Source organism: Jatrophihabitans sp. YIM 134969 (genome assembly GCF_054456675.1).
Genome location: NZ_JBTJEQ010000057.1, coordinates 1 through 22604 on the forward strand (window position 1 = coordinate 1; position 22604 = coordinate 22604).

Sequence of the window (22604 nt, forward strand, 5' to 3'; positions counted from 1 at the left end):
GCCGGCCGGACGGGCGGCCACAGCGAGGCCCGCGGCGCCCACCGCGATGCGCGCGGACGAACGCAGCCGGGCCAGGCGCCGCTCGGTCGGCGTGCGGACCGGCCAGACCGCGACGCCGAGGGCGAGCAGCACCAGCGCGACCGCCACGCTCACCGCGAACCTCCCGGCCGAGACCACGTCCGCCGGACCGTGAGCCCGCCGGCCTCGGCGACCAGCGCACCGACCTCGGTGACCACCCGCAGCCCCGCCACCCGGTCGAGCGCGACGACGACGTCGAAGGCGACCGCGGCGAGGCGGGAGACGGTCACGGCGTCGAGACCGGCCGTCGCGCCGAGGGCCAGCAGCCGCGCCGGCACCCCGGCGAGCCCCGGCGCGTGCAGGGTGGCGGCGCCGCGGTGACCGGTGGTGAGGGCACCGAGCAGGACGGCCGTCTCGGCGCCGCGGAACTCGCCGACCACGAGCCGGTCGGGTCGCATCCGCAGCGCTTGCCGGACCAGCACCTCGAGACCCACCCCACCGGCACCCTCGACGTTCGAGGCGCGGGTCTGCAGCCGCACGACGTGCGGGTGGTCGACCGCGAGTTCGGCGGTGTCCTCGACCAGCACGATGCGTTCGGTCGGCGGGACCCGGCCGAGCAGCGCGGCGAGCAGGGTGGTCTTGCCTGCGCCGGTGGGACCGACGACCAACACCCCGGAGCCGCGGACCAGGGCGTCGTCGAGCAGGGCCAGCACCTGCGGGTCGAGCGCCGGGAGCACGCGGCCGGGTGGGCGGAGCACCCGCAACGAGAGCGTGGTCGCGGCGACCAGCGGCGGCAGCACCGCGTGCAGCCGGATCCCACCCGGCAGGGCGGCGTCGACCCAGGGCGCGGCGTCGTCGAGCCGGACCCCCGCCGTCACCGCCAGCCTGACCGCGAGTCGGCGGACCGCGGCGTCGTCGTCGAAGCGGACCGCCGCCCGCTCGAGGCCGCGCTCGGAGTCGGTCCACACCTGGTCGGGCGCGTTGACCAGGACGTCGGTGACACCGGGGCGCTCGAGCAGGGGTTGGAGCACTCCCACGCCGTGCACCTCCCCCGCGATCGCCTCGCGGGTCGCGGCGAGCGCCGAGGTGTCGAGCAACCGCCCGGCCCCGACGAGTTCGGGGACGTCGTGGACCAGCCGGCGGCGGACCCGGTCGAGCAGGTCGGGATCGGCCAGGGGGGCACTCACGGCGCGACCCGGCGCAGGCCGTCGGCGAGGCCCGCGGCGACCCGCTCCCAGTCGGACCCGTCGGCCACCGCCGCCAGCACCGGGGCACCGACCGCCGCGGCGATCGCGGCCGGGCCGACAGCGGCCCCGGCGACCACCAGCCCGAACGGGACGGACGGCAGGGACGCCGACAGGGCCTGCACGACGACGTGCGCGGACGCACTGCCGGCGACACCCGAGGGCACGACGACCAGCACCAGGCCGGAGCGGGCGACGACCTCGGCCGCCACGGCGTCGACCCGGCGGGCGAGGTCGACCACCACCTCGGCGCCGGCCAGGACCTCCAGCACCTGGGCCACCGCGCCCGGGGTCGGCAGGTCGGCCCGGTCGGCCGCGAGCACCCGCAGCCGGTCGATGCGCGGCAACGCGGCGAGCAACTCGGCCGGGGGCAGGGCGCCGCCGGCGAGGCCGAGCCCCGACCACCGCACACCCGGCACGTCCTCACCGCCGAGCCACAGGTCGACCCCGCCGGCGACACCGTCGGTGTCGACGAGGACCGCACCCAGGGCCCGGCTCAGCGCCACGGCGAGGGAGGTGGTGCCGACCCCGCCCCGTGCTCCCACCACCGTCACGACCACCCGGTCAGTGGACCCGTTCCGAGCGGCGCGCGACCGGCCGGACGGTGAACTGTGGACGACACACCGCGCTGTGGACGACGATTTCTCGTAGCCTGCAACTGTGGTAGCGAGCGCCGCTTTCTTCGACCTGGACAAGACGATCATCGCCAGGTCGAGCACGCTCGCGTTCGGACGCCCCCTCTACCGCGGCGGACTCATCAACCGCGCGACCGTCCTGCGCACCGCGTACGCCCAGTTCGTCTTCGCGATCGCCGGCGCCGACGCCGAGCAGATGGACCGGATGCGCGACCAGATCACGGCGATGTGCACCGGCTGGGACGTCGCCACCGTGCGCGACATCGTGCGTGAGGCGCTGCACGAGACGATCGACCCGCTGGTCTACGACGAGGCCGTCTCCCTCATCGAGGAGCACAAGGCGGCCGGGCGTGACGTCGTCATCGTGTCGTCGTCGGGTGCGGAGATGGTCGAGCCGATCGGCGAGATGGTCGGCGTCAGCGACGTCATCGCCACCCGCATGGTCGAGCGGGACGGCGTCTACACCGGCGAGATCGAGTTCTACAGCTACGGCCCGAACAAGGCCACGGCCGCGCGCGAGATCGCCGCCCAACGCGGGATCGACCTCTCGGCGAGCTACGCCTACTCCGACTCGATCACCGACCTGCCGCTGCTGGAGACCGTCGGCCACCCGGTGGCGGTCAACCCCGACCGGGCGCTGCGCAAGGTCGCCACCGAACGCGGCTGGCCCATCGTGGTGTTCACGCGGGCGGTCCCGCTGCGTCAACGCCTGAAGGCCTCGCGCAACCAGGTCATCGCGGGTGCGGCGGTGGCCGGTGCCGGTGCGGCCGTCGCCGGCATCACCTGGTGGGCCACCCGCGGGTCGCGTCAGGCCCGCGGCGCCTGAGCCGTCGCCGGGTGAGCGTGCCGACGCCCGTACGCGAAGTAGACGACGAGCCCGACCAGGAGCCAGGCGAGGAACCGCAGCCAGGTCTCCACCGACAGGTTCAGCATGAGGTAGATGCAGGCGAGCGCCGCGACGATCGGCAGCACCGGGGAGAACGGCACCCGGAACGGACGCTCCAGGTCGGGCTTGGTGTGACGCAGGACGGGCACCGCGACCGACACCAGCACGAAGGCGAACAGCGTGCCGATGGAGACCAGGTCGGCCAGCGCCGTCAGGGGCACGAAACCGCCGATGAGCATGACGAGCACGGCGGTGGCGACGGTGACTCCGACCGGTGTGCCGAACCGCGGACTGATCCGCCCGATCGCCTGCGGCAGCAGACCGTCACGCGACATCGCGAAACCGATGCGCCCCATGCCCACGAGGTCGACGAGGATCACGGTGGTCAGCCCGCACACCGCCGCGATCGAGACCAACGTGCCGGCCCACGACGCCCCGACGCTGTCGAACGCCGACGCGATCGGCGACCCGGTGTTGAGCTCCTTGTAGGGCACCATGCCGGTGAGGACGAGGGAGACGCCGACGTAGAGCACGGTCGCGATGACCAACGTGCCGAGCAGACCCAGCGGCAGGTCACGCGCCGGTTTGCGCGTCTCCTCCGACAGGTTCGCCGTGGCCTCGAAGCCGGTGTAGGCGAAGAAGACGACCGCCGCGGCGGTCAGCACGCCACCGAAGCCGAACACCGACGGCTCCAACCCGAACACCACTTGCACGACCGGGCGGGTGAGGCCGGTCGAGCTCGCGTCCGGACCGGCCGCGGGCGGGATGAACGGGGTCAGGTTGGCGGCCTTGACGAAGAAGGCGCCGGCGACGATGACGAACAGGCAGATCGCGACCTTGACGACGACCAGCACGTTGGTCACCCGCGCGGACTCCTTGACCCCCACCACGGCGATGACGGCGAGGACCGCGACGATGCCGATGGCTCCGATGTTGACGACCGATTCCTCGCCGAACACCGAGGTCGGCAGGTCGAAGAGGTTCTGCAGGTACCCCGACCACCCGCGGGCCACCACGGACGCGCCCAGGGCGAACTCGAGCACCAGGTCCCACCCGATGATCCACGCGGGCAACTGGCCGATGGTGGCGTAGGCGTAGGTGTACGCGCTCCCCGCGGTGGGCACGGCCGAGGCCAGCTCGGCGTAGGAGAGTGCGGCGAGCAGACTGACGACGCCGGCCAGGATGAACGAGATGACCACGGCCGGTCCGGCGTGCTGCTTGGCCTCGACGCCGGTGAGGGTGAAGATGCCCGTGCCGATGACGATCCCGATGCCGAAGCCCATCAGGTCGAACGGCCCCAGGCGCCGTTTCAGACCGGACGTCGACTCACCGTCCGGGCCGCCGGTCTGCTCCATGACGACGTCGATGGGCTTGGTCTCGAAGACTGACACGAGCTGTCCTGCCCACCGGACGGCCGTTCCACACAGCCCTCGCCCAGGTCAGCCGCGCTGGACGGCCTGACAGATCGCCAGCGTCTCCGTCGCCCCCTGCTCGACGAACGTTGCGTACTGCAACACCCATTCGACGACGCCGTCGGGGGTGCCGCTCGCGTAGGCCGCGAGGGCGGACGCGTGGACGTCCTCGTGGTCGCGCTGGCCGACCTCGACGACGATGACCGACGACGGGTCGAGTCCGCGGTCGGCGAGGGCCAGCCGCGCCGCCGCCCGGGCCACGATGCCGGACACCGGCGCGAACGCGTCGAGTGAGAGCACCTCGGCGTGGACGATCGCCGCGACCAGCACCGCCGGCGCCGATGTCGCCTGCAGGGTGTCGGCGAGGGTGTCCAGGCGGGAGGCGACGAAGCGGGCGCCGCGCGGTGTGCCGAGACGTTCGGACTCGACCAGGTCGGCCGCGGCCAGCACGTCGAGTCGGGCGAAGGCCTGACGCGGCGCCGTGCCCCACGACGGAGCGAGTTCGCCCAGCGCGCCGTAGGCCCGCAACGCGCCCTGCACCAGCGGGTCCTCCAGGGCCGTCGCCGCTCCGGAACGGACGTCGTCGAGCGAGATCGTCGCCCCCGAGAGCCAGGCCGCGGCCATGGCGCCCCGCACGGACGACTCGCCGGCGACGCGCGACCCCCCACCCCGGCGCAGCACACGGTTGCTCAGTGCAACATCCACGGCCTGGCGGGCGGACTCCACGGCCTCGGAGACGCCGGGTGCCGCGAGCAGGCCGGCCAACGGATCGGTGGACACGGCGAGCGACGGTACCCGGCACCCCCGATCGGGGACTCAGCCCAGCTGGGTCGCGAGCTCGTCGATGATGTCGAACCCCTCCTGCACCCCGCCCTCCATCCCGGACTCGACGTGCAGGTCGCGGTTCCGGCGGTTCTGGTGCTCGGTCACCAGGGTCAGCCGGCACCGCCGGCCGTCGTCGAGCGGCTCGAAGGTGGCGGTGTTGAGGGCCTCGGCATCCGGGACCGCCTCGTAGACCTCGGTCGAGACGAGCCGCTCGCCCACCACGATCTCCCGGTTGACGCCGTGGAAGGCGACCTCGAAGCCGGGGTTCGCCGTCATGACGAACCGCCAGGCGCCGCCCTCGCGCAGGTCCATCTCGATCGAGGTGACCGCACCCCGGTGTCCGGCCCACCAGCGCCGGATGAGCTCGGGTTCGGTCCAGACCCGCCACACCGCGGCGGGCGGGGCCGCGAACTCCCGGACGATCTTGATCGTGGTGTCGCTCGGCAGTGTGACGACCGCTGATCCGGTGGTACTGCTGGTCATGACGTCTCCTCGTCCTGCGTGGTGAGATCCGCGAGGACGGCGTCCATCGCGTCGAAGCGCTCCTGCCACAGCTGCTCGAAGCCGCGCACCCAGTCGTGCAACGGCTTCAGCGCGTGTCCGTTGACGCGGTACAGCCGCTGCCGCCCCGCGTCCCTGACCTCGACCAGCCCGACCTCGCGCAGCACCTTCAGGTGCTTGCTCACCAGCGGTTGCGCGAGGTCCATGGCGGCGACGAGCTCGCCCACGGGTCGCTCCCCCTGCGCGAGCAGGTCGAGGATCTGCCGCCGCCGGGCCTCCGCGACTGCGGTGAACACGTCGGTGGTCGTCGCTGCCCTGGCCATGCCGCCAAACATATACCTGTATCGGTATGTGTCAAGCCTCGGAACGGCTCAGGAGCACGGCGACGCCCTCACCCGTCAGCGCGTCCAGCGCGACGGTCCGGCCACAGGCCGCGAGCAGCAGGTCCAGGCCGCGACCCCTGACGGCCGCACCGGAACCCCAGGTCCGGTCGAGGTCGGTGGCCACGAACGACAACCCGGCGAGCCGACGCACCGAGCTGAACCCGACCGGGCGCGGGCCGGTGACGAAGTCGAGCGCCCACCCCACGGCGTCGGGGTCGGCCTCGTGCGGACGGCCGAGGGGACGCGCGACGTCGCCGGTGTGGATGAGGACGTCGGCGAGCGGGGCGCGCGGCCCGGCGCCGGGCGGGACGAACCGACTGGTCGCGTGACGGCGGATGAACGTGACCAGGTCCGCCACCGGGCGACGGGCGGCGGCGATCGCGACGTCACGGTTGGCGACGTTCGGCCGACCCCACGCCCGGACCATGCCGAGGAGGTAGGGCAGCGGCGCACCGACGATCGCGACCGAGAGGTGCCCCGCGACGTCGCGGGTGGTCCACCCCTCACACAGGCTGGGCGTGGCGAGTTCGTCGTCGGACAACGACTCGACGAGGTCGGCGAAGCGCAGGCGGTGGGCCGCGGTGGCCGCGAAGACCGCGTCCGTGTCGACGGATCCGGTCACCATGGGTCTCTGACGATCGGGCAGGTCATGCACCGGGCCCCGCCACGGCCACGCCCGAGTTCACCCCCGGAGATCGCGATCACCTCGATGCCGTGGGCTTCGAGCAGCGCGTTGGTGACGACGTTGCGGTCGTACCCCACGACCACGCCCGGCTCGAGCGCGAAGTAGTTGTTGCCGTCGCTCCACTGCTCACGCTCGACGGCGCGGGGATCGTCGCCCGCCCGCAGGATGCGCACCTGGTCGACCTCGAGGGCCTGCGCCAGCGCCGGGGACAACGACGGGACCGTTTCCACGTGCAACGGTTCCCGTTCGTCGTCACCCGGGGTCACGCGCCAGGCTCGGAGGTGGTCCAGGTCGAGGTTCGGGTAAGCGACGAAGGTCGCGGCGTCGACCATGGTGAACACGGTGTCCAGGTGCATCATGGCCCGGGCCTGGGGCAGTTCGACCGCGAGCACGACCTCGGCCTCCCGCGCCGCGAACAGGCGTCGGGCCAGCAGTTCCACACCGGATGCCGTGGTCCGCTCGCCCATCCCGATGAGGATCACGCCGGGGGCGACCACCAGGATGTCGCCGCCCTCGAGCGTGGCCGGGCGGTGGTCGCGGTCGTCGTCACCGTAGTAGAAGTGGCCGGGCCCGCCGCGGAACAGCGGGTGGTACCGGTACACCGCGCGGGTGTGGATCGATTCGCGCTGGCGGGCGAGCTTGGCCATCGGGTTGACCGTGACCCCGCCGCCGATCCAGGCCGCGTTGTCGCGCTGGAACAACGTGTTCGGCAGCGGCGGCAGGACCAGGTCGTCGTCACCGGCGGTGGCCCACTGCAGGCCCCAGGTCGACACCGCCGCGAGGTCGGACTTGAGGATGCCACCGATGAGCATCCCGGCGAGCGAGTCGGACTCGGCGTCGTCGAGGAAACGCCGCAGCCCGTGGGCCATCTGCTCGCCGAACCGTTCGGGGGTGCAGGTGCGGTCGAGGACGAAGCGCCGGCCGTCGGGGGTGTCGAGGGCGCCAGCCAGCAGGTCGCGGAAGCGGTGCACGACCGCGCCCCGGGAGGCCAGGACCTCGACGAACGCGTCGTGTTCCTCGCGCGCCCGCCCGGCCCACGGGACGTCGTCGAACAGCAGCCGGTGGATGTTGCTCGGTGTCAGCCGCTCGAGTTCGCGACCCGGACGGTGGGTCACGACATGGCGCAACGGTCCGATCTCGGACTCGATGCGGGGCACGATCGGGGTGGTCACACCGACAGCATGTCCACTCCGTGTCACCGGCGTGTCACGAGCTCCGGGTGGTGACGGGCCGCGACGTCCGGGTGGGCCCGCAACCGCGCCTTGAGCATGTTCTCGCCGAAGGTGGCGCTGATGCGGTTGTGCGGGTCCTGCGTGACGCCCGCGGCCTGGGCGGCGAGGCCCGGCGGCAGGGCCAGTCGGGGGAACGTGGCGTCCAGGCGTGGGTTGAAGAAGAACGGCACCGAGATGCGCTCGGAGCCCGCGGGCGGCGACAGGACGCGGTGGTCGGTCGCGACGAGGTAGCCGTCGGTGGCGACCTCGAGCAGTTCACCGGTGTTGACCACGAACGCACCCGGCAGCGGCGGCACATCCAGCCACACGTCACCGCGCCTGACCTGCAGCCCGGTCGTCCCCTCCTGCAGCCACAGCAGCGTGAGCACGCCCGGGTCCTTGTGCGCGCCGACCCCCTGCTCGGACTCCGGTTCGGTCCGGCCCGGGTAGCGGATGAGCTTGATCAACGTCGACGGCACCGACGCGAAGGCCGCGTCGAACACGTCCTCGTCCTGCCCGAGCGCCCGCGCCCACGCGTGCAGCAGGCGCCCGGCGACCTCGGTGCACGCCGCCTCCCACGCCGCCACCGTCGGCCGCAGTGCGGGCAACGCGCGGGGCCACAGGTTCGGACCGTCCAGCACCTGCCACGGCCGCGTGGGATCGGGCTCGGTCACGGCCACCCGTTCGGCCCCGATGTCGATCTGCTCGCGCCAGTCGACCGCGCCCTGTGTCAACTCCCCACCCAGGCGGGTGTAGCCGTGGAAGTGCGGGCTGGCCAGCATCTCGACGGCTCGCTTGTCGGCATCCGGGAGCGCGAAGAACTTCCGCGCCACCGCGAACAACCGCTCCGACAACGCCGGGTCGATGCCATGCCCGGTCAGGTAGAAGAACCCCGACCGGTGCGAGGCGTCGCGCAGGGCGTCGTCGAACCCCGGCGCGGCGACGTCGGCGAGCGAGATGACGGGCAGCGCGGTGCTCACGGGTTCTCCAGGGGTCAGTGGGCGTGCCGGCCCCGACGCCGCTCGCCCTCGGTACGGGCCATGCCCCGTTCGAGCGCGTCGACGAGGTACGGGCGCAGGTGCTCGGGGGCGACGACGTGGTCGACGGAGCCGACCTCTCGGGCCCGCTCGACGGTGTGGACGGCGTCGAACTCGCCGGCCAGTTCGCCGAGCTTCTCGCCCCGGACCGTGGCGGTGATCTCGGCCAGCTGCAACCGCAACACCGCGCGCTGCTCCGGCGGAGCCGCCTCGAACCGGGCCGCGAGATCGGCGACGCGGGGGTCGGCCTGCACGCGGGCGTTGACCTCGCGGCTGAACACGACAGCGGCTGCGGGCGCACCGCCGAGGACCGAAGCCTTGGAGCCGACGACGGCCGCGGCCTCGAGCTGCCGGTTCAACGCCTTGGAGAACACGACGAACGCGCCGCCGTGGTAGCGCGACACGACGCAGAACACGATCGGGCCGTCGAAGTTCACCACCGCCCGCCCGATCTCGGCGCCGTACTCCAGTTGCAGCATGCGCATCGACTCCGGCGAGCCGTCGAACCCGGACAGGTTCGCCAGCACGACGAGCGGACGGACGCCGCTCGCCGCGTTGATCGCGCGGGCCACCTTCTTCGACGACATCGGGAACAACGTGCCGGCGGTCCAGATCTCGGGGCCGTCGGCGGGCAACGGACCGGGCCGCCGCAGGTTCTTGCTCTCGATGCCGATGAGCTCGACCGGGATGCCGCCGATGTGGGCGTCCCACACGGTCGCCGCCTCGGCGCCGCGCCACCGGGCCCACCGCTCGAGCGGGGCGGCGTCGGAGTCGGTGACGGCCGACATGACGGCCCGGATGTCGAACGGCTTCTTGCGGTCGGGGTTGGCGTCGAGGGAGAAGACGTCGCCGACCGTGGTGAAGTCGCTGCCCTCGGTCACCGGGTGCGGCGACTCGCGGACGTCACGCAGGGTCGGGTCGGAGTTCGGGCGGCGCCGCGGGAACCGTTCGCCGGGCGCGACGTACGTGTGCTCGTAGTGGGCGAACAGGATCTGGCAGGCGGTCTCGATGTCCGGCGCCGAGTACTGCGCCTGACCGTTGGGACCCATCACCCGCTCGAAACCGCCGATGCCCACGTTGTCCTCGGCCGAGACCCCGCCGGAGACGTCGAGGCTCTGCTTGCCGGTCAACACCATCGAGGCACCCGGCAGCATGATCAACACCCCGCGGGTGTGCATGAGCATCGTGGCCTCGGCGTCGAAGTACGACTGCGCGCCGACGTTCACGCCGCTGACCACGATGTTGATCTCGTGGCCCGCCTGGGTGAACTCCACGATCCGGCGCAGCGCCGCGGCGGTCCAGTCCATGTTCTCGGTACCGGAGTCCATCGCGACCTTGGCGCCCGAGGACACCGCGTACCACTCGACCGGCACCTCGAGTTCCTCGGCGAGGTCGAGGGCCGCGACGATCCGGCGGCACTCCGGTTCGGCGAGCGAGCCCAGCGAGCGGCCGGGGTCGCCGAGCAGCACGACCCGGGTCATGCCCTCCGGGTGCTTGGCCGTGCGGTTGACCAACACGCCCGCGACGAGGTTGGCGACGTTCTGCCCGGCCGGCCGCTCGACCGGGACGAGCCGCTGCCGCACCGCGGGATCGTCGGTGGCCTCGAGGTCGTACTCGGTGAACTCACCCACCGGGAAGTCCGACCGCGTGGCGTCGGACGGCGTGAGCAACCGCACGAGCTCGAACGGCGGGATCTCGCCGCGTCGACGCAACCGCAGCACGCTGTTGTCGTACGTGCTCTGCGGCGCGATCGGTTCGTTCGACGGCGTCGTGACCTTCAGCGAGAACCCGACCGAACGCGGCGTGGTCATCTGCAGCACGACGTCGTGGAGCTCGCCGTCGCGGCCGGGCACCTTGGCCCGCACGACGATCTGCTCGAGTCCGGAACCGCGCACCGAACGGGCGAGGCGGCGGGCCAGTTCGCGGACGACGTCCTCCCCGAGCGTCCACGGCGGCTGCACGTAGAGGGTGACGCGGTTGCGCAGCAGGCGGGTGCGCGGGTTGTCGTCGAGTTGGGCGCGACGCACCGCGCCGACCGCCTCCAGGAACGTCCGCTCGATCTCGGGGTAGGCCGTGACCCGGCCGCGGTCGTCGGTGATCGGGGTGAGGTCGTGGATCTCGGCCAGGGCGAAGATCCGTTCGTCGCCCGGGTTGCTGCGGGCGCGACCGCGGAACACGTAGACGCCGCCGTCAGCGGGCTGACGTTCGAGATCGAACTCCGAGAACCGCCACAGTTCCAGGCGGTCGGCGATCATCGGGTGCAGGTCGCGGTAGAGCCGCTCCTCGAAGAACCCGTTCTCGCCGTGGCGGTAGGTGAAGTGGTGAGCGGTCTGCGCGCCACGGCGGTGGGTGGTGACCACGGCGCGGCGGACGGCGCGACCGAAGTCCGCGGACGACAACGCCGCCCGAGCGGCCTCCTCGGTGGCGGCGGTGTCGAGGGCGTCGTCGTGCCAGAAGAAGAGCTCGAGGACGACGGCGCTCTCGGGCAGGTCGCGCACGACCGCCGCGACCGACGCGATGACCGCGTCGTGGTCGGCCCAGCCGCCGACCGCGCCGACCAACTGGATGAAGGTGCCGTCGGGGTGGACGTACTGCGCGCGCACGACGCCGTCCTCGACCACGGTCATCCGGTCGAGGAAACGCTGGCGGTAGTGGCGGAACAGCAACGCCTCGAGGGTCGTCGCCCGCGCGAGCCCGTCGGTGCGCGAGGCCCGTTCGATGAGGTTGGTGACCACACCCGGCCGGATGGCGATGATCGAGCTGATGTGCTCGGACCGCTCGGGGTCGTCGGGGGCGTGCTGTTCCAGCCACGCGAGTTCCCGCTCGACCTCGGCGAAGGCGTCGTTGCGCACCTGGGTGATGACACCCTCGTCCACGTAACGGAAGCGGGTGGCGCGCGCGAGTTCCGCGATGGCCGCGAACCGGCCGTCGGCGACACGGGTGACGGCGTCGAGCAGGTCGGCGAACCCGTCACCCATCGCGGGCCGCAACTCGTCGGCCGCGGTGAGCCGGGCCCGCAGCAGCGCCACGACGTGCGGGGAGTTCGAGGCGAGGCCGAGGCGGGCGTTGTAGACGCGGGCGACGGCTTCGTCGAGCGCGGGTCCGCGTTCGAGTTCGGTGACGCCGTACCGGGCGAGGACCTGCCGCAGGCGCAACAGGAACCGTTCCGGCAGGACCTCCTCGGCGCGGTCGACCGACCGCATGAACGTCGCCAGGTGGTCCTCGGGGCTCGCCTCGAAGCCACCGGGCTGTTCGTCGTCGTCGGGGACGCGTTGGGTCACCGAGCAGACGTCGACGAAGATCTGCAGCGCCTCGTCCTCGGCGGCGATGCCGGCGGGGTCGGTGGCGGGCTGCCACGGACCGGCGAGCAACGCCGACTGGGACGGCGCGGTGTCGTAGCCCAGCAGTCGCTGCCGCAGGACGGCGACGGCCGTACCCGGTGGGTCACTCGGGAAAACGTCGAAGGACACGGCGTCATCGGCCGCGGCGGCGGCGTCGTCGTCGGACTCGACGTCGATGCGCAGCAACGGGTCACCGGCGTCGACCTGTGCGTTGGCGCCGGCCAGCACCTCACGGACCCGGCCCGCGACCGGCGCCACGACGGCACTCTCGAGCTTCATGGCCTCGACGACCATGACCGTCTGACCGGCGCTGATCTCGTCACCGGCGGCGACGGCCACGGACACGACGACGCCGGGTGAGGTCGCCCGGACGACGCCGGCGTCTCCGCGGACGATGCGGAAGCTCTCCCGCGCGGACTCCACCATGTGGGTCTCGCCGTGGATCATCGACACCAGCTTGGTGTCACGACCGAGGGCCCGCAGGCGCAACTGGTGACGGCCGAGCCACAACGTGCCGACGTCGAGGTCACGGTCGTCGACCGAGACCCGGTAACGCGCCGGGGCGATCTCGCACACCTGGAAGCTGTAGGTGCGACCGGCGTACTGCAGGTCGATGGTGTCCGAACCCATGTGCAACAGTTCCGGGCGCCCGCGCAGGGCGGTCGAGAACAGGTGACCACGCTCGACGTCCCGCTGCAGCCGGTACGTGTCGATCGCCGCCAGCAACAGGGCGGCGCGGGCGTCGTCGTCGCCGGCGGCCGAGGTGAGCCCGCCCGACGCCATGGTGCGGTCGAGCCACAGGGTGTCGATCGTGCCGTTCACGACGTCGGGCTGTTCCAGCAGCGACAACAGGAACGCGCGGTTGGTCGTGCCGCCCTCGACCAGCACGAGGGTGTCGCCGAGGGCGCGACGCATGCGGGCGATCGCCTCGGGCCGGTCACGCCCCCACGCGATGATCTTGGCGATCATCGAGTCGTACTCGGGCGGGATGACATCGCCCTCGGTGACGCCGGAGTCCACGCGCATGCCCGGGCCCTGCGGCGGCGCGAAGACCACCAGGCGGCCCGGGGAGGGCGCGAAGCCCTGCAGCGGGTCCTCGGCGTTGAGCCGGAGTTCGATCGCGTGCCCGTGCGCGGGCGGCGGCGCCGCGGCCGGCAGCGGGAGTCCGCGGGCGAGGTCGAGTTGCAGCTTCACCAGGTCGACCCCGGTGGTGGCCTCGGTGACGGTGTGCTCGACCTGCAGGCGGGTGTTGACCTCCATGAAGAAGAACGCGTCGCGCTCGGGGAGGTAGAGGAACTCGATGGTCCCGACCCCGTGGTAGCCGGTGGCCTGGGCGATGCGGATGCCCGCGGCGGCGATCGCACGTTCGGTCTCGGCGGGGAGCGCGGTCGAGGCCGACTCCTCCATGACCTTCTGGTTGCGCCGCTGCACGCTGCAGTCCCGGACGCCGACGGCCCACGCTCCGCCGTGCTCGTCGGCGGCGATCTGCACCTCGATGTGCCGCGCGCCGTCGACCTTCCACTCCATGAAGACCCGCTCGTCGCCGAAGGCGAGGCGGGCCTCGTTGCGGGCCGACTCGAACGCCGCGGGGAGTTCGTCGGGCGCGTTGACCATGCGGATGCCGCGGCCACCACCACCCGCGGTGGCCTTGACGACCAGCGGGAACCCGATGTGCTCGCCGTGCTGCACGGCCTCCTCGACGGTGTGCACCGGGCCGCCGCTCCACGGCGTCACCGGCACCTCGACCTTCTCGGCCAGCTGCTTGGCGGCGATCTTGTCGCCGACCATCCGCATCGACTCCGGGGAGGGGCCGATGAACACCAGCCCGAGCTCGCGGACCAGTTCGGCGAAGGCCGGGTCCTCGGCGACGAACCCCCAGCCGACCCACACCGCCTCGGCGCGGGTGGCGACCAACGCCTCGCGCAGGATCTCGAGGTTGAGGTAGGTCAGCCGGGTGCTGCCGGTCGTGGGGTCCGGTGACGACGCGGGGCCCAGCCGGTACGCCTCGTCGGCGTCACGGACGAACCAGGCGTGCCGGTCGACGTCGGTGTAGAGCGCGATGGTCGTCAGCGGGACGTCACGCTCGGCCGCGTACTCGCGGGCCGCGTTGAGGAAGCGGACGGCGGGCTCGCCGCGGTTGACGATCGCCACCCGGGTGAACGTGCGTACGCCGGGTTCGGCGGTCGTACCGGTCACAGCCACGCTGCTGTCTCCTCCTCGGATGACGGGGGTCACAAAGCTACTCGGAACGACGGTATCGACCAGCCGTCCCCACCGTGACCACCGGTGCCCGTCGCAGCGGTCGGCCCCTCCCCCGTCCGGGGACGAACACCCCGCGTCAGAAGCTTGTGTGGAAGCTGTTGCTCCGCGATGATTGCGTCACACACCACCCGAACACGACATCCGGGACGGATCGGCCATGACCTCGAGGACCCGCCGCGTCACCATCGCGGCGCTGACGTTGCTGTTCACCGCCGGAACGGCGTTCGTCGGCGCGGCCGGCGCCCAGGCCGCACCGACCTCCGTGGTCATGGGCGACGTCACCGGTGACGGACTCAAGGACCGGGTGGCCTTCGCCGCGCAGGGGCCCGCTGACCACCTCGACTGTGTGGCGCTCGTCCGGGCCGGCCGGGCCGGCGGAGGGTTCGACGCCGCGAAGACGGTGCACCTGCAGACCGTGAACGACGACCCGTCGAACTACCAGGTCTGCCCGACACTCGGGGTCGTGTCCACCGCACCGCGGCCCGTGAACAACCTGCTGCTCGCGGTGTACGCGGACGCCACCAGCTTCCGGGGGACGGGGGTCTACTCGCTGACCCGCCGCGCGCTGCAGCAGGGGTACGCGCCGCTGCTGAGCAGCTTCGGCGCTGGCCAGATCTCGCGTTCGTTCGGCACCGTGGACTTCGACGGCGACCACGTCGGCGACTTCTGGCAGGACGGCACCGACCAGGGCGACGGGTCGGTCATGTACCAGCGCCGCGGCACCTCGTTCGAACTGCTCTACGACACCGGACCGAACCCCGGCGTGTACCTGCCCGGCTCCGGCCTGCAGTTCGTCGACCTCAACCACGCCGGCGGCACCGACGCCCTGGCGTCCACGTACTCGGACGGCTCGTACGCCCCCTACGCCGCGGTCGTCGACGGCCGGACCGGCGCGGTGCGCACGCTGGTCAGCGGCTTCTTCACGGCGGACGACGACTACGTGCGGGGCTACCGCATCGCCACCGTCGACCTCAACCGCGACGCCTACCCGGACATCGTCGTGGACACCGACGCCGAGACCGGCGACAACCCGCCGCGGTACTTCGTGAACCGGTCGCAGAGTGGCCGGTTCAGCTTCCAGGAACTCTCGACCTCCTGATCAACTCGGCGCGCGCTGCGGCGTTCGTTGGTGCAAGATCACGACGTTGGCACGGGGGTGTCGACCTCCCGATCGGAAACCACACGTGCCGCTCCGTCCTGCCCTGCTGTCCGCCGCTGCGGTGATCGTTGCCCTGTGCACCACTGCTGCGCCCGCCGCCGCCACCGCCGCACCCCGTTTCAGTGAGACGAGCCGTCCGATCGTCGGCGACCTCACGGCCGACCACCGACCCGATGTCGTCACCCTCGGCCGCGACACCACGTCCTCCGTGCCGTCGTGCGCAGCCCGGGTGCGTCCCGGCAAGAAGGACGGCAGCACGTCGACCACCGGTGCGTTCCGTCCACTCCCGGTGCGCGGCTCGATGGTCGTCGAGTGCCCCGACCTCGGCGTGGTGCTGCCCGGACCCACCGCGGCAGCAGCGCGGCTGGCCGTCACCTGGTCGTCGGTCGCGCCGATCGGCGGGAAGTCGGTCCAGTTCTTCCGCTGGGCACCGGCGACCCAGCGGTGGACGTGGGACGGCGCCACCAACGCCATGTTCCAGCCGTCGTCGCTGACCACGCAGGACCTCGACGGCGACGGCTTCGGCGACCTCGTCGAACGCACCGACCAGGGGTCCGGCGTCGAGGTCTACACCGGCCGGGCGTCGACCTACCGACTGCTGTGGACCAGCGCCCCCTCGGCCCTCGACGACCTGGCCTTCGCCGACTTCGACCACGGCCGCGGCGTCGACATCCTCGACGCCCACGCGTTCTACAGCGGGGTCAACGTCGGCGTCACGGTCGTCGACGGCAGCACTGGCACGGCGGTGCAGCTGGTGGCCGACACCGCGGCATCGCCCGCGAGCTACGAGCCCGAGGCGGTCGACGTCAACGGCGACGGCTGGCTCGACGTGCGCGTGCAGGTCACCGCCGACGACGGCACCCCGCGACCCGACCTGGTCTTCCGCAACCGCGCGAACGGACGGCTCGCCTTCACCCGCGTGTGAGCCGGTCGACCGGCGGCGTCACCTCTCGACCGGGCGACGGCGCACCGGCCACACCGTCGACGACGTCGTCGCGGCGATCCACCCCGCCCACACGATCAGCGGGATCTGCAACGGCAGCCGGGCCCACGCCACCCACGGCACGTGGGTCCAGCCGGGCGTGCCGTCGCCGGAGTCGAGCGCCATCTGCACGTTGGCCGGGAACACCACGACGAACAGCACGACGGCCGCCAGGGCCGCGAGGCGTCGGGTGGGCCGGACGAGCAACCCCACCGCCACGAGCAGTTCCGCGACACCACTCGCGGCGACCCAGAACGCCGGTGAGCCCAACGCCCGCGGCACGATCGCCTCGAAGCCCGAGGGCGACAGGAAGTGGTCCGTGCCCGTGACGAGCAGCAGGATCCCGAGCGCCCAGGACAGCACGGACGTCGCACGTCGTTCCGGCTCGCGCGTCACGCCCGTACCGCTCGCCCGCGCGGCAGCAGCCGCTCGACCAGGACGTCGACCACGTCGTCCGGCGCCGTGCCGGAGCCGATCGACACCGTGAGCAGGTCGAGCAGCAGACCGTCGACGGCGTAGTGGAACAGCGCGATCTCCGCCGGGCCACCAGGCAGCCGCGCCTCGGCGTGGTACGCGAGGTCGGCCTGGAACCCCCCGACCAGCGCGGGGGTCATGACGGCCGCGACCTCGGGCCGTCGGGCCGCCTCGATGCGCAGTTCGAACAGCGCCACGGTGTCGTCGCGGTGCAGGAGCAGCCGCCGGACGATGTCGCGGATCTGGTCGGCGAACCGGGCCCGGGACGGCCGGCGCCGGGCGAAGGACGCGAGCACCTCGGGTTCCGGAGCGAGGCGTTCGAAGATGCGGGCGACGAGGGCCTCGAGCAGGTCCGCGCGGGAGCGGAAGTAGTTGCCGGTGGTCCCGACCGGCACCCCGGCCTCGGCGTCCACAGCCCGGTGGGTCAGCCCCCGCGCGCCGTCGCGCGCCAGGACGGCGATGCCGGCGTCGGTCAACGCGGTCCGCCGCGCGGGATTGCCCACCACGTCGCCCAAGCTAGCCCCGGGCAACGACGGACGTCGTGGTTGAGACGAGGGGGAGAACGTGCCCGAGGTCATCCACCACGGCGAGGTCGGTCCCGTCGCCCAGGCGCACGAGCCGGGGCCCCGGCCGGTCAGGTAGGGCACCCTCCGCAGGTGTCGGCGCGGTCCCAGGCTCGTGGTGCAAGATCGGTCCATCCGCCGCACGCGCCGTCGAGCACCGAGGGAGCTCCACCCGTGACCGAGACCAACGAGGGCCTGTCCAACCTGCTGCGCGAGGAGCGGCGGTTCGCGCCGCCGGCCGAGTTGGCGGAGCACGCCAACGTCAAGGCCGACGCGTACGAGGCGGCGCGCGAGGACCGGATCGGGTTCTGGGAGACCCAGGCCCGGCGGCTGACCTGGGCCAAGGAGTGGGACACCGCGCTGTCCTGGGACGTCCCGGACGCGAGGTGGTTCGACGGCGGCGAGCTCAACGTCGCCTACAACTGCATCGACCGGCACGTCGAGAACGGCCTCGGTGACCGGGTCGCGATTCACTGGGAGGGCGAGCCCGGCGACACCCGCACGATCACCTACGCGCAGTTGCAGGAGGACGTCTCGCGGGCGGCGAACGCCCTGGCCGAGCTCGGGATCCGGCAGGGCGACCGGGTCGCGATCTACCTGCCCATGATCCCCGAGGCCGTCGTGGCGTTCCTCGCCTGCGCGCGGCTCGGGGCGCCGCACTCGGTGATCTTCGGCGGCTTCTCGGCGCAGGCGCTCAACGACCGCATCGTCGATGCCGAGGCCAAGGTCGTGATCACCGCCGACGGCGGCTACCGGCGCGGATCGGTGTTCGCGCTCAAGCCCGCGGTCGACGACGCGTTGTCGCGCGGCGCGACCTCGGTGACCAACGTGCTCGTCGTCAAGCGCGGCGAGAACGAGGTCGAGTGGACCGAGGGTCGCGACGTCTGGTGGCACGACGCCCTGGCCGCGGCGCCCGCCGAGCACACGCCCGAACCGATGCCCGCCGAGCACCCGCTGTTCATCCTCTACACGTCGGGAACCACCGGGAAACCCAAGGGGATCTTCCACACCACCGGCGGCTACCTCACCCAGGCCGCGTACACGCACTGGGCCGTCTTCGACCTCAAGCCCGAGACCGACGTCTACTGGTGCGCGGCCGACGTCGGCTGGATCACCGGCCACAGCTACATCGTCTACGGCCCGCTCGCGAACGGCGCCACGACCGTCATGTACGAGGGCACGCCCGACACCCCCGACAAGGGCCGGTGGTGGTCGATCGTCGAGAAGTACAAGGTGTCGATCCTCTACTGCGCGCCGACCGCGATCCGCACCTTCATGAAGTGGGGCGAGGAGATCCCGGCGGGGCACGACCTGTCGTCGTTGCGGGTGCTGGGTTCGGTCGGCGAACCCATCAACCCCGAGGCGTGGATGTGGTACCGCCGGGTGATCGGTGGCGACAAGGCCCCGATCGTCGACACCTGGTGGCAGACCGAGACCGGCGCGATGATGATCGCGCCGCTGCCGGGCGTCACCCACGCCAAGCCGGGTTCGGCCATGACGGCCCTGCCGGGCATCGGGGCCGAGGTCGTCGACGACCACGGCACGCCGGTGGCCGACGGCCAGGGCGGACTGCTCGTGCTCACCGAACCGTGGCCGTCGATGACCCGCGGCATCTGGGGCGACCCGGAACGCTTCCGCGAGACCTACTGGTCCCGCTTCGCCGACAAGGGTTTCTACTTCGCCGGCGACGGCGCCAAGAAGGACGACGACGGCGACCTGTGGCTGCTCGGCCGGGTCGACGACGTCATGAACGTCTCGGGCCACCGCATCTCGACCACCGAGGTCGAGTCGGCGCTGGTGTCGCACCCGAAGGTCGCGGAGGCCGCGGTGGTCGGGGCGAACGACCCCACGACCGGTCAGGCCATCGTCGCGTTCGTCATCCTGCGCGGGGACGCCGCCGCGGCGGCGGAGGAGGGCGACGAGGCCGCCGCCGAGGCGTTGATCCAGGAACTGCGCAACCACGTCGGCACCGAGATCGGCGCGATCGCCAAGCCGCGGCAGGTCATGGTCGTGCCCGAGCTGCCGAAGACCCGCAGCGGCAAGATCATGCGCCGGTTGCTGCGTGACGTCGCCGAGCACCGCGAGATGGGCGATGTCACGACCCTGACCGACAGCTCGGTCATGGACCTCATCCAGGGCGGCCTGGAGAAGGCCCCGCCGGAGGACTGAGGCGTGCCGCTTGTCGGGAATGGTTCCCGGTAGGCGGTGGTTGGATCGGGCGAGGTGAGGACATGACCACTCGCAACGCCCGTCGCGTCGTGACGCTCCGCAGTTCCGCGGGCACCGGCTCGACGTACACCACCACCGTCAACAAGCAGAACGACCCGGACCGGCTGCGCCTGCGCAAGTACGACGCCCAGCTGCGCCAGATAGTCGAGTTCCGCGAGGAACGCTGACCCTCGCCGGGTCCCGCCACCACCAGACAGCACAGGAGATCACCGTGAAGGTGCGCAACTCGCTCAAGAGCATGAAGGCCCAGCCCGGCACGCAGGTGATCCGGCGTCACGGCCGGACCTACGTCATCAGCAGGAACAACCCGCGTCACAAGACCCGTCAGGGCTGACCGCGCGGCCGATCCGACCTGCCCCCCTCTGGTGAGTGGTCACGTCCTGCGGTGAGTGGTCACCAATTGCTGACCACTCACGGGGGAAGGTGACCACTCACCAGTTCTGTGGGGCGGGTCGGGCGCGGCGGCGGGTCAGGACTCGAGCTCGGTGAGGATCAGGACTCGAGCTTGGTGAGGATCAGGGTCAGGACTCGAGCTCGGTGAGGATCACCGGGAGCTCGTCGAGCAGTTCGCGGGCGAGGAAGCCCAGGCGTCCGACACGGGCGGCGAGGCGGTCGCCCGCGGCGGCGTGGGCGTAGGTCGCCCAGCACGCGGCCTGATCCGGTTCGGCGCCCCGCGCGGCGACGCCCACGACGGCCCCGGCCAGCACGTCACCGCTGCCCGACGTCCCGAGCCCGGCGTGGCCGGTGTCGACCGCGCGCACCGTGCCGTCGGGCGACGCGATCGTGCCGCTGTGACTGACGGCCGCGCCGTAGCGCTCGGCCAGCCGGACGGCGGCGTCGTCGGGGGCGTCGTCGACGTCGAGCAACCGCGCCGCCTCGGAGTCGTTCGGGGTGAGCACCAGCCGGCCCGCGAACGGCTCGATGAGGCGGGCGACGTCGGGCAGCACCCCGAGCGCGAAGGCGTCGAGGACGAGCCGGGCGGTGTCCGGCACGTGCGGCAGCACCGTCTCCAGCGCGGTCCGGGTCGAGCCCGGCGCGTCGAACCCCGGGCCGATCAGCACCGCGGTGGCGTCACCGACCAGCTCCGGGGTGGCGGCGCCGAGCGGCTGCACCATCGCCTCCGGGAGGGCGACCGCGAGCGGGATCGCCACCGCCTCGGGCACCGCGAGCGCCAACACTCCGGCACCCATCCGCAGGGCGGCGAGCCCGGCCAGCAGCGCCGCGCCCGGTGTCGCGGCCGAGCCGCCCACGACGACGACGTGCCCCCGCGCGTGCTTGGAGCCCCCACCGCCGGGCAGGGGCCACCCGCGCAGGACGGCCGGACTGACGACCTCGGTCACGACGCCGGCCCCGCGTCCGGCTCGGGCGGGTGTTCGGTCTCGAGGTGGCCGAGGTGGTCGCTGTCGCCGTGCGCGACCGCCACCCACGCACCGCCGTCCTCCCGCCGCAACACCGTGATCGATGCATTGGACAGCGGTTGCTCGTCACTGATGCGCAGCGCCGTCGCCTCGTCGAGGTGCTCGAGGACGTACCGCACCAGCACGATGACGGCGTCGTGCGCGAAGACCACATGCCGGCCCGGTCCGACGTCGTGCAGCCACGACCGCAACCGGAGGACGACGTCGGCCCACGACTCCCCGCCCGGCGGCCGGTGGAAGAACTTGCCCAGCTCGCGGCGTCGCCGGGCCTCGTCCGGGAAGCGGTCGAGGATGCCCCAGCCGGTCAGCTTGTCGAGGATGCCGAGCTCCCGGTCGCGCAGCCGCTCGTCGACCTGCAGACGCGCGAACATCTCGGGCGGCAGGGCCAGTTCGGCGGTCTGCAACGCGCGCAGGTAGTTCGACGACCACGCCGTGACGTCGTCGCCCGTCTCGAGCACGGCCGCCACCGCCGCGGCCTGGCGGCGCCCACGGTCCGACAGCGCGACGTCGGCGTCGCGCTCGGCGATGTCGATGACGTCCGCGTGCTCGGCGTAGGCCCGTTCCCGCGCGACGTTGCCGAGGCTCTCGCCGTGCCGCACCAGCACCAGTTGATCCACGGGTGTCGCCTTACCCACGACCCCGGCCGCGCCCCTCGCTCAGAACCAGGCGACGGCCGTGACGGTCCCGGGGGCCACCACGGTGTGCCCGCCGTCGCGGACGACGACGTCGGCGGTGCGCACGGCCTCGCGCCACCCGGCGACGTCGGGCTGCACGACCCGCAGCGGGTGCCCGGCCTCGCTCCACCGACGGGCCCGGCGCCCGCCCATCGCGCCACGGCTCAGTTGCGCGGCGTGGCCCGTCGCCGCGGCCGCCTTGCCCCAGGGGAGGAACGGTTCGGCGGAGACGGCGATGACGACGTCGTGGTCGGGCCGCACCCGGGCACCGACCCGGTCCGGATCCGGCAGCTCACTCGACCCCTCGAGCTGGAGCTTGCCGATGTCGACCGGGATCTCCCCCACCGGCGTCGGCGGGTACGCGCGCACCAGAGCGCTGCCGTGTGCAACGGTCACACCGCCGACCGCCTCGGCCCGCTCCCACGCGATCCCCCGCGCCCGCCGACAGTGCTTGCGGATCGCCCGGTCGGTCCACGAGGTCACGGCCTCGAACCACTCCCCACCGGGCAGCGCCCGCTCGTCGTCGAGCAGGGCGACGACCGCCATCGCCGACGCCGTCAGCACGTCGGTCCGGGTCGGCGGGTCGACCTTCTCGACCCGCGCGACCAACTGCATCGCCCACGGGTCGGGCTCGTACCGAGGCTGCACACGCCCATCCTGCCGCG

21 protein-coding genes are annotated in these 22604 nt (G+C 72.5%); 6 read left to right on the plus strand and 15 right to left on the minus strand.

Features of this window, described 5'->3' with window-relative positions:
* Positions 1-149 precede the first annotated feature (149 nt).
* Positions 150-1205, minus strand: coding sequence for an ATPase, T2SS/T4P/T4SS family (locus ACXR2U_RS21105; RefSeq protein WP_458827060.1), 1056 nt, complete (start codon positions 1203-1205; stop codon positions 150-152).
* On the minus strand, positions 1202-1822 hold the full coding sequence (locus ACXR2U_RS21110) for a hypothetical protein (RefSeq protein WP_458827061.1): 621 nt from the start codon (positions 1820-1822) through the stop codon (positions 1202-1204). The genes ACXR2U_RS21105 and ACXR2U_RS21110 overlap by 4 nt, the downstream gene beginning before the upstream one ends.
* 100 nt (positions 1823-1922) lie before the next feature.
* On the opposite strand from ACXR2U_RS21110, the gene ACXR2U_RS21115 reads away from it, so the two are divergent.
* On the plus strand, positions 1923-2723 hold the full coding sequence (locus ACXR2U_RS21115; protein WP_458827062.1) for an HAD family hydrolase: 801 nt from the start codon (positions 1923-1925) through the stop codon (positions 2721-2723).
* On the opposite strand, the gene ACXR2U_RS21120 is transcribed toward ACXR2U_RS21115, so the two are convergent.
* Genes ACXR2U_RS21120 through ACXR2U_RS21155 form a run of 8 tightly spaced genes read right to left on the minus strand, consistent with a single transcriptional unit; the run spans position 2705 to position 14380 of the window.
* Entirely contained in the window at positions 2705-4174 is a 1470-nt protein-coding gene (locus tag ACXR2U_RS21120) for an amino acid permease (protein ID WP_458827063.1), read from the minus strand. The two genes, ACXR2U_RS21115 and ACXR2U_RS21120, sit on opposite strands and share 19 nt — an antisense overlap.
* 48 nt (positions 4175-4222) lie before the next feature.
* Positions 4223-4975 (minus strand): oxidoreductase, encoded by a 753-nt coding sequence (locus ACXR2U_RS21125; RefSeq protein WP_458827064.1) that lies wholly within the window; start codon positions 4973-4975, stop codon positions 4223-4225.
* A 36-nt stretch (positions 4976-5011) separates the two neighbouring features.
* On the minus strand, positions 5012-5503 hold the full coding sequence (locus tag ACXR2U_RS21130; protein WP_458827065.1) for an SRPBCC family protein: 492 nt from the start codon (positions 5501-5503) through the stop codon (positions 5012-5014).
* Entirely contained in the window at positions 5500-5844 is a 345-nt protein-coding gene (locus tag ACXR2U_RS21135; RefSeq protein ID WP_458827066.1) for an ArsR/SmtB family transcription factor, read from the minus strand. The genes ACXR2U_RS21130 and ACXR2U_RS21135 overlap by 4 nt, the downstream gene beginning before the upstream one ends.
* Positions 5845-5875: 31 nt before the next feature.
* Complete coding sequence (locus tag ACXR2U_RS21140) at positions 5876-6526, minus strand: maleylpyruvate isomerase family mycothiol-dependent enzyme (protein ID WP_458827067.1); 651 nt, start codon at positions 6524-6526, stop codon at positions 5876-5878.
* Positions 6523-7761 carry an arginine deiminase gene (locus ACXR2U_RS21145; RefSeq protein WP_458827068.1) on the minus strand — a complete coding sequence of 413 codons (1239 nt, stop codon included), beginning with the start codon at positions 7759-7761 and terminating at the stop codon, positions 6523-6525. Before ACXR2U_RS21145 ends, ACXR2U_RS21140 begins: the two co-directional genes overlap by 4 nt.
* 23 nt (positions 7762-7784) lie before the next feature.
* Positions 7785-8780: an isopenicillin N synthase family dioxygenase gene (locus ACXR2U_RS21150; RefSeq protein ID WP_458827069.1), complete on the minus strand. Its 996-nt coding sequence runs from the start codon at positions 8778-8780 to the stop codon at positions 7785-7787.
* A 14-nt stretch (positions 8781-8794) separates the two neighbouring features.
* Positions 8795-14380, minus strand: a complete 5586-nt coding sequence (locus tag ACXR2U_RS21155; protein WP_458827070.1) for an ATP-binding protein — start codon at positions 14378-14380, stop codon at positions 8795-8797.
* A 217-nt stretch (positions 14381-14597) separates the two neighbouring features.
* Here ACXR2U_RS21155 and ACXR2U_RS21160 point away from each other — a divergent pair, with 217 nt between their 5' ends.
* Both ACXR2U_RS21160 and ACXR2U_RS21165 read left to right on the plus strand, forming a co-directional pair.
* Entirely contained in the window at positions 14598-15539 is a 942-nt protein-coding gene (locus tag ACXR2U_RS21160) for a hypothetical protein (protein ID WP_458827071.1), read from the plus strand.
* Between the two features lie 85 nt (positions 15540-15624).
* On the plus strand, positions 15625-16524 hold the full coding sequence (locus tag ACXR2U_RS21165; protein WP_458827072.1) for a hypothetical protein: 900 nt from the start codon (positions 15625-15627) through the stop codon (positions 16522-16524).
* Between the two features lie 18 nt (positions 16525-16542).
* Here the strand turns inward: ACXR2U_RS21165 and ACXR2U_RS21170 are convergent, their stop codons facing one another.
* Positions 16543-16977 (minus strand): DoxX family protein, encoded by a 435-nt coding sequence (locus ACXR2U_RS21170; protein WP_458827073.1) that lies wholly within the window; start codon positions 16975-16977, stop codon positions 16543-16545.
* The gene (locus tag ACXR2U_RS21175; RefSeq protein ID WP_458827074.1) at positions 16974-17561 is read right to left on the minus strand and encodes a TetR/AcrR family transcriptional regulator; all 588 of its coding nucleotides are present in this window, start codon (positions 17559-17561) and stop codon (positions 16974-16976) included. Before ACXR2U_RS21175 ends, ACXR2U_RS21170 begins: the two co-directional genes overlap by 4 nt.
* Positions 17562-17792: 231 nt before the next feature.
* On the opposite strand from ACXR2U_RS21175, the gene acs reads away from it, so the two are divergent.
* From acs to rpmJ, 3 genes are all read left to right on the plus strand, one after another.
* Complete coding sequence (acs, locus tag ACXR2U_RS21180; RefSeq protein ID WP_458827075.1) at positions 17793-19787, plus strand: acetate--CoA ligase; 1995 nt, start codon at positions 17793-17795, stop codon at positions 19785-19787.
* A 62-nt stretch (positions 19788-19849) separates the two neighbouring features.
* Positions 19850-20014, plus strand: a complete 165-nt coding sequence (gene rpmG, locus ACXR2U_RS21185) for a 50S ribosomal protein L33 (RefSeq protein ID WP_458827076.1) — start codon at positions 19850-19852, stop codon at positions 20012-20014.
* A 44-nt stretch (positions 20015-20058) separates the two neighbouring features.
* The gene (gene rpmJ, locus ACXR2U_RS21190) at positions 20059-20181 is read left to right on the plus strand and encodes a 50S ribosomal protein L36 (RefSeq protein ID WP_458827077.1); all 123 of its coding nucleotides are present in this window, start codon (positions 20059-20061) and stop codon (positions 20179-20181) included.
* 187 nt (positions 20182-20368) lie between these two features.
* Here the strand turns inward: rpmJ and ACXR2U_RS21195 are convergent, their stop codons facing one another.
* Genes ACXR2U_RS21195 through ACXR2U_RS21205 form a run of 3 tightly spaced genes read right to left on the minus strand, consistent with a single transcriptional unit; the run spans position 20369 to position 22587 of the window.
* The gene (locus ACXR2U_RS21195; protein ID WP_458827078.1) at positions 20369-21187 is read right to left on the minus strand and encodes an NAD(P)H-hydrate dehydratase; all 819 of its coding nucleotides are present in this window, start codon (positions 21185-21187) and stop codon (positions 20369-20371) included.
* Complete coding sequence (locus ACXR2U_RS21200; RefSeq protein ID WP_458827079.1) at positions 21184-21882, minus strand: histidine phosphatase family protein; 699 nt, start codon at positions 21880-21882, stop codon at positions 21184-21186. The genes ACXR2U_RS21195 and ACXR2U_RS21200 overlap by 4 nt, the downstream gene beginning before the upstream one ends.
* Positions 21883-21921: 39 nt before the next feature.
* Positions 21922-22587 (minus strand): hypothetical protein, encoded by a 666-nt coding sequence (locus tag ACXR2U_RS21205; RefSeq protein ID WP_458827080.1) that lies wholly within the window; start codon positions 22585-22587, stop codon positions 21922-21924.
* Positions 22588-22604: the final 17 nt, after the last annotated feature.